Below are 15017 nucleotides of genomic sequence, written 5' to 3'. Positions count from 1 at the left end.
GCCGGCCTGTTCATATCGTGGAACCGTTGATATTTAAAGTTTTACCGTCGTTTTAGCGGTCGTTTCAGCCTGTTTGGCCACTTCCTGCACTTTTTCCTTACCTGATTCAGCAACAGGCGAATTGCGGTGCAGATCGGCCAGCGTAGGGGCAATAACGAGCGATACGATAGACATCAGCTTGATGAGGATGTTCATAGACGGGCCGGAGGTGTCTTTGAAAGGATCGCCCACGGTATCGCCGGTTACGGATGCTTTATGCGGCTCGGATTTTTTGTAGTAGATCTCGCCGTTGATCTCAACACCTTTCTCGAAGCTTTTCTTCGCATTGTCCCAGGCGCCGCCGGCGTTGTTCTGGAACATGCCCATCAGCACGCCGCTCACGGTAGCGCCTGCCAGGAAACCGCCCAGCACTTCAGGTCCGAAGATGAACCCTACTACGAGGGGGGAGATCAGCGCGATGCCGCCGGGCACCAGCATCTTTTTGATGGAAGCGTCGGTGGAAATGGCTACGCACTTGTCGTATTCAGGTTTACCGGTGCCATCCATAATGCCGGGGATGGTGCGGAACTGGCGGCGTACTTCTTCCACCATGCTCATGGCCGCTTCGCCTACGGCGCGGATGGCGAGGGAAGAGAAAATGAAGGGGATCATGGCGCCTACGAACAGGCCGGCCAGTACGTCCGCTTTATAAATATTGATCGCGTCTTCGAGATCGTAACCATTCGCCTTTACCACGCCTACATAAGCTGCAAACAGCGCCAGCGCGGTGAGCGCAGCGGAAGCGATCGCGAAACCCTTACCGGTAGCGGCGGTGGTGTTGCCCACAGCATCCAGGATGTCGGTCTTTTCACGAACGTCTTTCGGCAGTTCGCTCATTTCAGCGATACCGCCGGCATTGTCGGCAATCGGGCCGAAGGCGTCGATAGCCAGCTGCATGGCGGTAGTGGCCATCATGCCGGCTGCGGCGATCGCCACGCCGTAAAGGCCTGCCAGCGCATATGAACCGTAAATGCCGCCTGCCAGCACGAGGATGGGCAGCATGGTAGATTCCATGCCCACAGCCAGACCGCCGATGATGTTGGTGGCATGGCCGGTGGAAGACTGGCGGATGATGGATTTCACGGGACGTTTGCCCATGGCGGTATAATATTCTGTGATGATGCTCATGAGCGTGCCTACTACGAGACCCACGATGATGGCGCCGAAAACGCCGTTGCGGGTAAACTCGTGGCCACGGAGGGTCATGCTTTCAGGCAGGATCCAGTTCACGGCAAAGTAACAGACAATGGCGGTGAGCACGATGGAACCCCAGTTGCCCATATTCAGCGCGCGCTGCACGGCGGAAGTGTTCAGCCCGCTGCCTTCGCTGATACGCACGAAGAAGGTGCCGATAATGGAAAGGATGATACCGATACCGGCTATGAACATCGGCAGCAGCACAGGGGCCAGGCCGCCGTAGTTGTCTGTGGAAGTGGTTTCTACGCCCAATACCATCGTGGCCAGCACGGTGGCTACATATGAACCGAAAAGGTCTGCGCCCATACCGGCAACGTCGCCTACGTTGTCGCCAACATTGTCTGCAATGGTAGCGGGGTTGCGCGGATCGTCCTCGGGGATGCCCGCTTCTACTTTACCTACCAGGTCGGCCCCAACGTCTGCAGCCTTGGTATATATACCGCCGCCTACGCGCGCAAACAGTGCGATACTTTCAGCGCCGAGGGAGAAGCCGGTGAGCACTTCGATGGTTTTGATCATATCCGGGGTATTGGCTTCGGCGCCAAAGTAAGCTCTCAGGATAATGAAGAGGCCGCCCAGGCCGAGCACGGCAAGACCTGCAACGCCCATCCCCATTACGGAGCCGCCGGTGAAAGAAACTTTCAGCGCGCGGGCGAGGCTGGTGCGCGCTGCCTGTGCAGTGCGTACATTGGCCTTGGTGGCTATTTTCATGCCTATAAAACCGGCGGTCGCGGAAAATATCGCGCCGATGACAAAGGCCAGTGCGATCGTCCAGTCAGAGTTTTCGTGGGAATATCCCATATAGCCCAGCAAAAGGGCCGCGATAATAACGAAGTAGGTGAGGATCTTGTACTCAGCCTTCAGGAAGGCCATAGCGCCCTCTGCAATGTGTTTGGCAATGTCCTGCATCCTTTCATTGCCGGCATCCTGGCGGGTAACCCAGGCACTTTGGATAGCTGTGAATAACAGTGCAATCAGTCCGAACAGTGGAATAACGTAAACTATACTCATACTCATAGAAGCCTTTTAAAATTTACAAGGTTGACGAAGATAATGTATTAGAATTTATTTTACTAGTGCTCGCATATATTCAATAGAAGTGTAATATGGACCGTTATTTCCGGATATCCAGGTATGCCTGGCCAAGATAATGAATGATGTCTTCGGCAACGAGGGCTTCTTCTGAAAGATCGTCGGCAGCAAGGTCACCGGCCAGGCCATGCAGCCATGCGCCCAATAGCAGCGCGGCTTTCGGGGCATAGCCCTGGCTCAGCAGGCCGGTCAGTATACCGGTGAGCACATCCCCGCTGCCGGCCGTGGCCATGCCGGGGTTACCGGTCGGGTTAAAATAGACCGCCCCGTCGGGACAGGCCATGGCGCTGTATCTTCCTTTCAGCAGGATGTACAGTTGCAGCTCTTGGGCCTTGCGGGAAAGGAGGTGCAGGCGCTCGAAATGGTTGCCTGTTTTGCCGAAAAGGCGTTCAAATTCTTTAGGATGGGGGGTGAGGATGGAATCTTTGGGGATCTCCGCCAGTAAAGCCGGGTATTTCCCGATAATGTTCAACGCGTCCGCATCCAGCACCATGGGCTTGTGATAGGCTTGCAGCAAGCGTTCCAGCGCTTTGGCGGTAACGGTTTCCGTGCCAATGCCCGGCCCGATGCCGATCGCCGCATAATCCGGCGCCTGGCGCAGCCGGAACGGCTCGTCGAAGTGCGCGGAAAAATGCGCCTGTTCTTCCGCCAGGCACATGGCCTCGGGCACGGCGGTTTGCATGATCTCGTACCCGCAACGCGGGATGTGCGCGGTAACGAGCCCTGCCCCTGCGCGCAGGCATGCGCGGGCGGCCAGCAGCGCGGCGCCCATCTTCCCGAAGCTGCCCGCGATCACCAGCGCATGGCCGTAGGTGCCTTTATGGGAAAATGGATCGCGGGGCCGGTAAATAGTGCGGACAGTAGCGGGATCGGTGAGATGGTATGCTGTTTGCACCTGTGCCGTATAGTCAGGATGTATCCCGATCTTCAGCAGCTCCGTTTTCCCCGTCCGCTCCGCATTCTCCGGCAGCAGGAAAGCGAGTTTATAAAATTCAAAAGTGAGCGTATAACGTGCATGCACACACGGAAAATGCAGGGAGCTTTCATCGGCCATCATGCCGGAAGGCATATCGATGGAAACGACGGTGTGGCGGTGCTGCAGGTCGTTTATCTTATGGATCACGCCGGCGGCCCAACCTTCCACGGGGCGGTTGAGGCCGGTGCCGAAAAGTGCGTCCACGATGATGCCCGGCTCTTCCAGCGCAGGGAATTCAGCCAGTTCATGGATATGCTTCAGCTCGGGGTAATAAGGCTGGTTGGCCGCGTTATCATCCGACGCTTTGGCGGCAGTATGCACCAGCCACGCCTGCACGTTAAAGCCCTGTTCCGCAAGCCTGCGGGCAATCACCAGCCCGTCGCCCCCATTGTTGCCCATGCCGCAGAAAATGTAGTAGGGGGGCGGCGTTTCACCGAAGGTATGCACCATCCACCCGGCGCATTCCGCAGCGGCGCGCTCCATCAGCAGCAGGCTGCTCACGGGTTCGTGTTCGATCGTATAGGCGTCTGCCGCCCGTATCTGCTGTGCGGAAAGTATCTTCATACTTTCCCAAGATAATAAAAAACCGGCTGCCGCCCGCGGACGGGCAGGGCATAAAAAAACGGCTGCTTCACGGGGAAGCAGCCGCCTGAATTTTTGTTCTTCAAACTTATTTGAATGTATACCTTACGGAGAAACCACCGATCTGCTCGCCGATGAAATCATTGTAGCCGTTGAAATTCACGTACGGCTTGAGGTCGGCGCTGAGGTTGAGCGGGATGTTCTTGAACGTGTATTCCACGCCAAAGATACCATCGAGGCCAACGGCAACGTCGGTGCCTTCGCCCCTGCGGCGGCCGCCATCCCAGTAATAATCCCTCCAGAAGCCGAGGTGCGCGCCGCCACCGGCGTACATGTTCCATTCAGATTTGCCGAATACATTCCAGTGGTACTCGTAAAGACCGGTAAACGTCACATTGGAAGCATCATCGCCGTTCTCGAAATAATGATGCACGATGCCTTCAATGGCGTGCGGCCCTTTGATGAAGTGCTTTACGGTGAAACCAACGAGCCAGGGATTAACCCTTAAACCCAGCGCGGTATGATAATCTGCCGGAGAGCCTCCGCCGGATGTTCTGCGCTGCGCATTAGCCTGGAAGGCTATCAAAGAAAGTACTCCGAAGAGCAACAGGATCCTTTTCATATGTTCGTCTTTAATTAAGCATGGTGTTATTTCTTCCAGCCGAAGCGGTAACGGGCCGATATGGCAAAGTCCGCCAGGTTGGGGGAGGTCGTGAAATGTATCGCCGGTTTCCAGTCCAGGCTAAGGTTCAGCGGTATCGTGGGGAAGTTGTAATTGATGCCTGCAATGCCATCCACGCCTATCAGGAACTTCTGGCTGCCGTCTATTTCCCGCGTGCCGAGATGCACGCCTGCGCCTGCATACCAGCCGAAACCTTCCACGGTGAGCGCGGAGAGGTCCCAGTGATACTGGTATAACCCGGTGACGGAAAATGTTTTGTTATACAGGGCCACGATCCCTTCCGCTGCAGAGCGGTCCGTGAAAAAATACCTGCCTGTTACGCCTAATGGCAGGCCCAATCTTACGCCTGCTTCAATTTGCCTGGCCTGCTGTGCCCTGGCGCTTACAGTAAAGCCCAAAGCCAGCATGGCCGCGATAATGCGATACTTCATGCGATTAAATATTTGCAATAACAATGCCAAAGGCGGCGACAGAAGGGAAATCCGGTTGTATAGGCTGCTTCAAGAACGGCTATTCGGTGATTTTATTTTGAACAGGCCGCAATGGTTTCACAGAAGGGGCTTTGGTGAATGCTTTCAGGAATATAAAACCGGCGATAGCGGCGATGACCGATGCAGCGATAACAGACATGATGGAAACGACCTGTATCTCCGCTTCACTAAACGCGAGAGTGGCGATAAATATACTCATCGTGAACCCGATGCCTGCTATCATGCCCACTCCCCACAGCTGTTTCCAGTTTGTTTGCGCGGGAAGGCTGGCCAGCTTAAGTTTTACGGCGATAAAACAAAGGGCGAATATGCCCAATGGTTTGCCCAGCACCAGCCCCGTGATAACGCCGAAGCTTACGTTATGGCTGAAAGCGCTCAGCAGGTCTGCCGGGAAAGTGATCGCCGTGTTGGCCAGCGCAAATACAGGCATGATCAGGAAATTGACGGGATCGTGGAGATTGTCTTCCAGTGAATGCACTTTATCCAGCGGGATGGTGAACGCCAGCAATACGCCCGCGATGGTGGCATGAATGCCGGAGTTGAAAATGCAATACCAGAGCACTGCCCCCGGGATGAAATAAAAAATGAGCCGTTGTACTTTAAAGTAATTCAGCGCCAGCAGCAATGCAAAAATGCCTGCGCCCGCATAGAGGTAAGAAGTATGCAGCTCGGTTGTATAAAATATAGCGATGGTGAGGATGGCGCCGAGATCGTCTATAATGGCAAGGGCAGTGAGGAACACCTTCAGGCTTAGCGGCACGCGCTTGCCCAGCAGGGAAATGATGCCGAGGGAAAACGCAATATCCGTTGCCATAGGAATGCCCCAGCCATGGTGATATGCGCTGTGATGGTTGAAAACCGCGTAAATAAGGGCAGGGGCCGCCATACCGCCGATAGCGGCCAGCGCGGGCAGCATGGCCTTGCGTACGCTGGCCAGTTCACCCACCGTCAGCTCACGTTTGATCTCCATACCTACCAGGAAAAAGAACAATGCCATGAAACCGTCGTTGATCCACAGCAGCCACGAATTGGGCAGATGCAGCCCGTGAAAATCGTGATGATGGCCACCGGCGGCGTCAAAGAGGGTGGTGAAGAAGCGGATGTAAGGTTCCTGCCAGGGCGAATTGGCAACGATCAGTGAAAGGATGGTACAAACGATCAGGACGATGCCTACTGCGCGGCTATCTTTTAAGAACTGGAAAATAGGGGAGAGTACACGTTTCCTGATAGTTTGTTTTACCATCATTTATCGGTTTAGGTGAATGATTACTGGCCGATCAGTTCGTATTTTGATTTTGGCTTGCGGTGGATCTCCCACTTGAAGCCCGGCAGCAGCTTCTGTTCTTCGGGCATCTGCGTGAAAGGGTACATCGTGGCCTCGGGTTCTTTTACAAACACGATCCTTTCCAGTTCGCCCTTCTCGAAATACACACGGGTATTGGCAGACAGCAGGCGGTTGATGCTCACGAATGCGCTGTCGTCGTCCTGCACGTAATAAATATTTTCCGCGTTCCCGTTCACGTACATGGAATCCAGCCTTTCGTCGCCGAAATAACCCAGGATGGTATTGCCTTTTATCTGGTTGTACATTTCAGGCCCGGGACTGTTCACGATGAGCGCGTTCTGGTCCAGCAGGAGCTTGTCCGCTTTCTGGTTTTTGGTAAAGAGGAAGATAGTATCTCCCGTGAGCTGGTTGTTGCTGGCCCATAGCACGGGGTCGCGGTAGAGGCGGAACACGGAATCCACGCTGGAGTAATACACGCTGTCCGCCACGCCCTGCAGGGAATCGGAGTAGATCTTCACATGATGGTAGGCGATCAGGAAACGTTTTTCCGCGGTATCGGATTTGCTGGCGTTGGAAGTATCGCCGCGTGCAATGCGGGCGCTGTCTTCTGCAAGGGCAGCGCTGTCTTTCAGGATGGGTATGATGCCGGAGAACAGTGTGTCTCCCGCTACAAAAAGCGTATCGTCTTTTCCTTCCAGCAGCATTACGGGCTTTTGTGTGGCCAGCACAGTTTTCACGTTCTGGTTCACGATGCCGTAATTGGCCAGCACGGCCACTTTCTGCGCGGTATCTCTCCAGATCATATTGCCGGTGGCGATGGAAATGCCGGTGGCTTTATCTGTCTGTATCTCGTTGGCGGTGAAGGTATTGGTGCTGTCTTCGATGGTCGGGCGCTCGGCGAAGTTGCCGTAGCCCAGTTCGGTATTATAATAACCGGAGGTAACATACATGGTCATCTTACCATCGTTGATGGTGGTAGGAGCCATGATGGTGGCTATTTTGGTAACGGAGTTATACATCAGGGTGTCTGTTCCCAATGTAAAACCAGGGTCTACCACCACTACTTCTTTTTTGAAGTACACGTCTTTGGTTTCCCCGTAATAAACGCCTTCACGGCTGGTGAGCACGGATTCCCCGTTTACAAGCCTGCCGCCCTGGTCGTAGGTGCCTATTTTGGTGTTCAGGTCGTAATTGAGCGTGGGACTGGTGAGCACGATCTTGGTGTCCGTCAGTTTGGCGTTGCCGGTAAGCGTGGCCAGTCGCTGGTTGCCGCGATAGAGCAATTGATCTGAATAGGTGTGCACGCTGTCGTCCTGGTTGATGTGCACATGCCCCCAGGCTTCGATGATATTGGTATTGGCGTTGAAAGACGCGCTGTCGCATGAAAGCAGGCTGGTGCCCTGTTTGAAGATCACGTCTCCCACGAAGCGTCTTTCGTTGAGGGTGTCTGTTTGCAGGTTCACCACGCTTTTGGCCTGTATGAGCTGGATCTTTTTGGATGTGTCTTCCTGTACCGGCACGGTCTCCGGCCTGTTCAGCGGCAGGCGGGCCGGGGCGCGGTAAGCGGCCGTCAGTAACCCCGAAGCGCCTATTCCTCCTAACAGAATGAGGCCGTATAATGCGTTCTTGAACATGTTCTTATTGTAATTGAGCCGTGTCTGAAGGGATAGGCACTACTTTGTTTTTCCTCCCGAACACGCTCAGGTGCACGTATCTCCAGGGATTGTACCGCAGGTCTTCCAGCAGTTTGTTGAGGCTGCTGAGGGAACTCTGGAGGTTGTTGTATGCTTTCCTGTCGTTTACCAGCATGCCAAGCGTACCGTCTGTGCTGCTCACTTTGGCTACCACGTTGTTCAGCCGCTCCATGGTGTAGCGCAGCTGGTTGATGGTCGTGTCCAGCTGGCCGTTGGCGAATGAGCCGGAAGCCTTGTCGAAATTGGTGAGGATATTGGAGATCTTGTCGTTGTTGTTCTTCAGGTTCTCTGATACCGATGCGAAATTGTCGAAAGTACCGGCGATCTTGCCTTCTTCCGCCAGCATGCCATTGATGGAGCGGGTGGCCATAGACAGGTTGTTCATGGTACCGTTGAGCCCTGCAATGGCGGTGCGGATGTTGTGTTTGGTAGTAGTGTCAAACACGGAGTTTACGGTGATCAGCAGGGTATCTACCGCGCCGAGGGTGGTTTCCAGTTTTTTCACGAGGGGGCTGAGCTGTTCTTTCAGCGCGTCTGTGATGGAACCGTCTACCGCTGCGTAAATGGTGTCCTTATTCTTTAATACTTCGTCGGTATTCCCGAAATCGATCTCCACTTTGCGGGTGCCGAGCAGGTCTGAGCTGATGCGGGCCACGGAATTCTTGGGTATCTCGATGTCCTTATTGATCTGGAGGGTTACCAGGATGCGGCCTGCGCGTTTGTCCATCACTTCGAGGCTCAGCACGCTGCCGATGGCAAGCCCGTTCACCATCACTGCATTGGACGGCTGGAGGCCGTTCACCTGCTGGTATACGGCGTAAATGGTCTTTTTATTGGAAAAGAGGCTTCTGCCTTTGAGGATATTAAAACCCAGGATCAGCAGCACAATGGCAACGGTGGTCAGAATACCTACTTTTGTCTCATTATTTATTTTCAGCATCATCGTTAGAATGTTCGTGTCGCAAAAATAGTTAAAACAACGGTGCGTCAGCTGTAGGTAGACAGAATATCTGCAAAAGGCGGGCCAATGGCTGGGGCTTAGTCGATGCGGCTGCCATCCTTATAGGTCAGCATAAATGCGTCTGAAAAGCCCTGTTTGCGGGCTTTATAGACGGCTGCCTGGGCTTCGGCCTCCGTGCGGAAGCTGCCCCATATATATTTGTTAACTTTTTTCCTTCCCTGCTTAAATTCCTCACGCTCAATGGTTCCTTTCAGGTTTTTGAAGAGGGTATTGGTGCGGGCGTATACTTTTTCGGAGGTCATCAGCTGCACTTTGTAGCTGAAGTTTTCGGAATCGGCCGCGTTTGGGGTTTCGGTGGCGGTACTAACGGTGGAGGATATATGATTCACCACCTGGCGGGCCGGGGTGGGGGCGGGAACAGCGGCGCCGGTAGCGGGTGTTTCCAGCACGGGCGGGCGGGGCTCGCCGTTTTTGTATATCCTTTCCAGTTCGTCCTTATATCTTTTTACCGCGCGGTAGATGCAGGAAGCCATTTCATCCTGGCCGTTGGCGGAATTGAGGTAATTCTCTTCCTCGGGATTGCTGATGAAGCCCAGTTCCACCAATACGCTTGGCATAGCCGTGGCATGCAGCACGAGGATGCCCTTTTCATTGCGCTGGCGGGCGCCGCGGCTGATGCGGCCCACACGGGTGAACTCGTCTTCCACGAGGGTAGACAGCCGGAGGCTCTGGTCGAAATAAACGTTGCGGAGGGTATTGAGCATGATGATGGTCTCCGGGTCGCGGGTATCCATGATCTGCTGCGTCTCTTCGGAATTGGCGTCGAACACGATCACGGAGTTGTTCCGCAGCGATTCGGTCTTCGCGTTATTCTTGCTGGTGGCCCATATATAGGTTTCCGTACCCTTGGCCGGGTTGGGATAGCTTTCGTAGATGGGCACCTTGCGGGTGCGTTTTCTTTTCTTCTTGTCCCGGTAGGTTTGGGTTTTATGCCCTACGATCCGCTTGATATCCGGCGCAGCGTTGCAGTGAATGGATATGAACAGGTCGCCTTTGGCTTCGTTGGCGATGGCCGCCTTGCGGTGCACATCGTCGAAACGGTCGGTCTTGCGGGTATATACCACTTTCACATCGGGCATGGCCTCCTCTATGATCTTTCCCAGCTTGAGGGCTACGTCCAGGGCTATGTCCTTTTCATGAGAGTAACGGCCACCGGCCCCATGATCGCTGCCGCCGTGCCCTGCATCGATCACTATCGTGCGGATCGGCTTGTCCTGTACAGGGAAATCCGGTGTAGTTTTTGCATGAATGAACAAGGTATAGATCAGTCCTATGCCTAAACCTGAAAATAAAACTCTTTTCCAGCGCATGTCAACAATTTATTTTAATGGGTTGTATTCAATCGGGAACAGGTCCTTCATTAATTGTTCACCATAATTTTATACGCATATGATGCACGTCCGCCCAACATTCCATACCTTTTATCCTCGCAGGGGCATTAGCGTACTATGTAATAATTTGTATAAAATCATGTAGGTTTGTGCCCGCTTAACACATGGACCCTTTCTGCAAAAATAATTATAAAAACTTTTTAAGGCGGCTCTTCCTGCCTTTGATTCTCCTTTTATTCACGGCCTGGTCCCTGTTAAAAGACGAATTCGCCCACGCATCCGTGGTTCCGTCGTTTCACTTTAACAAAATTTTCACAGATACCGTGCCACTGCCGCATCCCGTCACATTCCCCAACCGGGACTCCCTGGCGAAAGATACGGCGCGCCGCCCGGTTATTAAACGCGTAATTGACACAATTCCGTCTGTACTGCCCGATTCTCTTCAGCTCTCGGATAGTTCGCGCATCAGCCGCGACTCTTCCCGGAGGGATACTTCGGGCATCCGCATATCCAAAGACAGCCTTAGCGCCCCTGTTTACTATAAGGCGAAGGACTCCATCGTGATGCTGGTAAAAAAGAAGGAATTCCGCCTTTATAATAAAGCGGACGTAAAATACGAACAGACGCAGCTTACAGGCAATACCATGGATTTCAACCAGGCTACCGGCATCCTTACCTCCCGTATGGGCGTGGATACGGCGGGAAAACCCGTTGACAAGGCCGTTCTGAACGACGGTTCCACCAGTTCGGACATGGATTCCGTGCAGTACAATTTTAACAGCGGCAAGGCTATGATCTACCAGACCCGCGCCCAGTACGGGGAAGGATTTGTCAGCAGCCAGAAAGTAAAAAAACAGCCGGACAATACCATTTTCGGGTTTAAGAACGGCTATACGACCTGTAACCTGGACACGCCGCACTTTGCATTCCGTGCCAAGAAGATCAAGGTGATCCCTAACACGTTAATTGTATCCGGCCCGGCCAACCTGGAGATCGAAGGCATTCCCACCCCGCTGTTCATCCCCTTCGCCATATTCCCCATCAGCCAGGGCCAGCGCACCGGCCTGCTGCCGCCGCAGTATGTGGTAGACCAGCAGAAAGGCATCGGGCTGCAGAACGGCGGGTATTATTTTGGGCTGGGAGAGTACCTGGACCTTACCGTGCGGGCAGACGTTTATTCTTACGGCAGCTGGGGCATGGCCTTCGCGCCCACTTACCGCAAGCGGTATAAATACAGCGGCAGCATGAACCTGTCTTACGCCCTCACCCGCATGGGCGACCCCGAGGTGAAGCAGGATTACACGCGCTCGCAGGACTACCGGGTTTCCTGGAGCCACAGCATGGACGGGAAGGCGCGGCCGGGGACGAACTTCAGCGCCAGCGTGCTGTTTGGTACCTCCACCTACAACCAGTACAACGTGCTGAACGCAGCCACCAGGCTGAACAACAACATGAGCTCTTCCATTACCTACTCCAAAAGCTGGGTAGGCAAGCCTTATAACTTTTCCATAGCCGCCAACCACAACCAGAACACGCTCACCCGCCAGGTGACCATCAACTTCCCGGACGGTTCCTTTAACGTGAACACCATTTACCCTTTCCAGCGCGAAGAAATGGTGGGAACGCCCAAATGGTACGAGAAGATCGGCGCCAGCTACAACCTGCTGTTCCGGAACAATATGAACTTTGCGGATTCCACCTTCGGCAAACCCGCCATGTTCGACCGGTTGCAGGCTGGTATGCAGCACCAGATCCCGCTCACGCTGTCTATCCCGCTGTTCAAAAACCTGACCCTTTCGCCCAGCATCAACTATACCGAAAAATGGTACATCCGCCAGCAGGTGATGACCTGGAACGAAAGCAAAAGATATTACGACACTACCTACAACAGCGGCTTCTACAGGAGCAGCGCCATGTCTACCGGCGCGTCCCTGGCCACTGCCGTGTATGGTATGTATGAGTTCAAGAACAAGAAATCGAAAGTGCAGGCCATCCGCCATGTGATGCGCCCCAACGTGGGCATAAGCTATTCGCCGGACCTGGCCAGCAAGGATTATTACATGGTGCAGTCGGACACCACGGGCCGCAAGAGCCGGTTCTCTTACTACGACGGCGCGCCTTTCGGCCCGTCACCGGCGGAAACCTTTGCCGGTCTGAACTTCGGGATAGACAACAACCTGGAAATGAAAGTGCGGTCAGACAAGGATACTTCAGGTTACCGCAAAGTGAAGATACTGGACGGTTTTGGGGTGAACAGCAGTTACAACTTCGTGGCGGACTCCTTTAACCTGGCGCCTTTCAGCCTCAACGCCCGCACCAACCTGTTTGATAAGATAAACATTTCCTTCAACGGTACCATTGACCCTTACCAGGTGGACAGTATGGGGTACCGGGTAGACAAATACACCTGGAAAGGCGAGAAGTTCAGCATCGGCCGGCTGACGCAGGCCAATATTGCGATCAGCACGTCCTTCCAGAGCCAGGACGCGAAAAGCAAGGCCAAGCAGAAACAAAAAGAGGAAATGGCTGAAGAAGAAGGCGTGCTGCCCGAAGCCCAGCTGGAAGAACAGCGGCGGCAGATGGAGCTGATGCGCGCGAACCCCGGCGACTATGTGGATTTTGACATTCCCTGGCGCCTGGATCTTTCCTACAGCCTTAACTATACCCGAGGCCGTTCGCAGGACCGGCTGCGCGATACCACGATATTCACGCAAGGCCTCAATTTCAGCGGCGACTTCAGCCTTACGCCGAAATGGAAGATCATTATGAGCAGCGGGTTCGATTTCCGGCTGAAACAGATCTCCTACACCACGCTCACCGTTTCGCGAGACATGCACTGCTGGCAGATGAGCATCAACCTGGTGCCGTTCGGTTCGTACCGGCAGTTCAGCATTACGATCAATCCCAAGGCGGGCATCCTGCGCGACCTGAGAGTGAACCGAACGCGGCAGTTCTTCGACTTGTAGCGGGCCGGCAGCATACAACCCGGCCCTTGCGGAAAGAAATAAAAAGGCCGTCTCCAGTGAGACGGCCTTCTCTTTTACATATGATTTGCCTGCTAGAAGTTAAAGAGTCCCGCGAGGCCAAACAGGTTGAGTTTGTTATCGTCCAGCCCTTTGAAGTAAGATAGTTTCACTTCGATGCTTTTACCGCTGTTGCCTACGCCGATGCGCATGCCTGCATTGGCTGCCGGGCCGAACACGGTGCCGCCGGTATTGCGGTATTCAGCGTTGCCGTTTTCATCATAAAACACCTGGTCTGTGGAAGCGCTCACGTGCAGCCCGAAGCCGGCGCCAACAAACCCGCCGAAGCGGCTTTCATTGTCGTCGGTGGAGCCTGCGCCCATGTTGAGGTTCACGATCAGCGGGGCGTTGAAAAATACGCCTACGCTGGCATCGTCAGTACCATAGGGATCTTCTTCCCAGCCGGTCCTGGAATTGTAGGTTGCGCTGTAGCTGCCGCTGAGCACTGCGCTCATGGGGATGCCGACAGAAACGGACATGCTTTCTGTTTCCACGAAATTGAAACGGGGGGAATAGGTGAAGCCGAAGCCTACGCGGGCGTCGAAATCCTTGGCTTTGTCTACCATAACGGTAACGCCCACACCGTGCATAAAACTCTGGGAAAAGGCATTGGTGGCTGCAAGGCAGACAACGGCCATGAGTAACAGTTTTTTCATGTTGAAGTGATGGATAAAGGGATTGAAGAATTTAGGTATAGAATATCGGCTCAAATATAACAGATTGCTTTTAATATCATAACATGATAAGTTAATAATTTTTTATATACATAAAAACCGGGCAGGAATGCCCGGTAAGTTTGTATGTCCATTTTTTAAATTTCACCGGGGTGAATATCATTGAGTGTCCTTTGTCCGGAGGATCACGGTGGATTCGATGTCTGTTGCGGGAAAGTAATGCTGCGAGGTAAAGGGTTTGCCGTCCAGCAGCATGGTGTCGATCTTCACGTCGGGGAGGAAGTGGGATTCGTTTCCCGCGATACTGATACCGATATAGCTTATCCCGTCATCTTTGAGGCTGTTGATGAATGCAATGATCTTTTGCTGAAGCTTAATGGCGGGGGTTTTTTCCATACCGTTTTTGGGTTAAGAGAGTCAGGTACCAGTTTATGGAAAGATAAGGAAAAAATTGGTTGGTTGGGTTATTCACCAGCGGGTGTGCAAAAGATTTCTATCAATTTGAGCGCCGGTTTCGCATCATGGCAACCGGTGACGCGGTAAAAAAATGCTTCACCGGATTTTTCTTAAAAAATATCCTGTTGTGGGGGAAAGCGACTACAACGGGGGAGAAGATTTACTCCAGATTCGTGGCCGGTTAGCTGCATGGCAAACGGCAAGTTCCATAACGAAAGGATAGCCATTGGTCAAACAATGAGAAGGATCAGGCTGGAAGCGGGGTTGAGCCTCCGCCAGCTTGCCGCGCGTTGTACGATCGATCATGCGGATATTGCGCGGATGGAAAAAGCGCTCATCAACCCTCGATTGGGCAATGTGCTGGAGCTGGCCATGGCATTGAATGTGCAGCCGGAAGATTTTTTTTCGGGGGAATTAAAAAAGGTCCGGCCTTCCCATTAATGATAAGGAATTGTTATTCAGCCGTTCTTCACT

At 53.5% G+C, this 15017-nt stretch carries 12 protein-coding genes; 2 read left to right on the top strand and 10 right to left on the bottom strand.

Going from position 1 to position 15017, the window contains the following annotated elements; all coding sequences use genetic code 11:
* Positions 1 to 33: 33 nt before the first annotated feature.
* From R3I13_RS12235 to R3I13_RS12200, 8 genes are all read right to left on the bottom strand, one after another.
* Complete coding sequence (locus tag R3I13_RS12235) at positions 34 to 2247, bottom strand: sodium-translocating pyrophosphatase (protein WP_346318242.1); 2214 nt, start codon at positions 2245 to 2247, stop codon at positions 34 to 36.
* Positions 2248 to 2350: 103 nt separating this feature from the next.
* Positions 2351 to 3868 (bottom strand): NAD(P)H-hydrate dehydratase, encoded by a 1518-nt coding sequence (locus R3I13_RS12230; RefSeq protein ID WP_346318241.1) that lies wholly within the window; start codon positions 3866 to 3868, stop codon positions 2351 to 2353.
* A 106-nt stretch (positions 3869 to 3974) separates the two neighbouring features.
* Entirely contained in the window at positions 3975 to 4508 is a 534-nt protein-coding gene (locus R3I13_RS12225) for a hypothetical protein (RefSeq protein ID WP_346318240.1), read from the bottom strand.
* A 26-nt stretch (positions 4509 to 4534) separates the two neighbouring features.
* Positions 4535 to 4999 (bottom strand): hypothetical protein, encoded by a 465-nt coding sequence (locus R3I13_RS12220; RefSeq protein WP_346318239.1) that lies wholly within the window; start codon positions 4997 to 4999, stop codon positions 4535 to 4537.
* Positions 5000 to 5078: 79 nt separating this feature from the next.
* Positions 5079 to 6302, bottom strand: a complete 1224-nt coding sequence (gene nhaA, locus R3I13_RS12215) for a Na+/H+ antiporter NhaA (protein WP_346318238.1) — start codon at positions 6300 to 6302, stop codon at positions 5079 to 5081.
* A gap of 23 nt (positions 6303 to 6325) precedes the next feature.
* Positions 6326 to 7978: an OstA-like protein gene (locus R3I13_RS12210; RefSeq protein WP_346318237.1), complete on the bottom strand. Its 1653-nt coding sequence runs from the start codon at positions 7976 to 7978 to the stop codon at positions 6326 to 6328.
* Positions 7979 to 7982: 4 nt separating this feature from the next.
* A complete protein-coding gene (locus R3I13_RS12205) occupies positions 7983 to 8981 on the bottom strand; it encodes an MlaD family protein (RefSeq protein ID WP_346318236.1) in 999 nt (332 codons plus the stop codon).
* Between the two features lie 95 nt (positions 8982 to 9076).
* Positions 9077 to 10369 carry an N-acetylmuramoyl-L-alanine amidase gene (locus R3I13_RS12200; protein WP_346318235.1) on the bottom strand — a complete coding sequence of 431 codons (1293 nt, stop codon included), beginning with the start codon at positions 10367 to 10369 and terminating at the stop codon, positions 9077 to 9079.
* A gap of 344 nt (positions 10370 to 10713) precedes the next feature.
* Here R3I13_RS12200 and R3I13_RS12195 point away from each other — a divergent pair, with 344 nt between their 5' ends.
* Positions 10714 to 13356 carry a putative LPS assembly protein LptD gene (locus R3I13_RS12195; protein ID WP_346318234.1) on the top strand — a complete coding sequence of 881 codons (2643 nt, stop codon included), beginning with the start codon at positions 10714 to 10716 and terminating at the stop codon, positions 13354 to 13356.
* 92 nt (positions 13357 to 13448) lie between these two features.
* Here the strand turns inward: R3I13_RS12195 and R3I13_RS12190 are convergent, their stop codons facing one another.
* Positions 13449 to 14069, bottom strand: coding sequence for a hypothetical protein (locus tag R3I13_RS12190; RefSeq protein WP_346318233.1), 621 nt, complete (start codon positions 14067 to 14069; stop codon positions 13449 to 13451).
* Between the two features lie 177 nt (positions 14070 to 14246).
* A complete protein-coding gene (locus R3I13_RS12185; protein ID WP_346318232.1) occupies positions 14247 to 14483 on the bottom strand; it encodes a hypothetical protein in 237 nt (78 codons plus the stop codon).
* A gap of 297 nt (positions 14484 to 14780) precedes the next feature.
* Between R3I13_RS12185 and R3I13_RS12180 the strand changes: the two genes are divergently transcribed.
* Positions 14781 to 14984 (top strand): helix-turn-helix transcriptional regulator, encoded by a 204-nt coding sequence (locus tag R3I13_RS12180; protein ID WP_346318231.1) that lies wholly within the window; start codon positions 14781 to 14783, stop codon positions 14982 to 14984.
* Positions 14985 to 15017 lie beyond the last annotated feature (33 nt).

It is taken from the genome of Chitinophaga sp. YIM B06452, from assembly GCF_039655965.1.
In the GTDB taxonomy this organism is placed as follows: Bacteria; Bacteroidota; Bacteroidia; order Chitinophagales; family Chitinophagaceae; genus Chitinophaga.
Note: the sequence above shows the minus strand (reverse complement) of the source record. Positions and strands in the feature narration are given on the sequence as shown.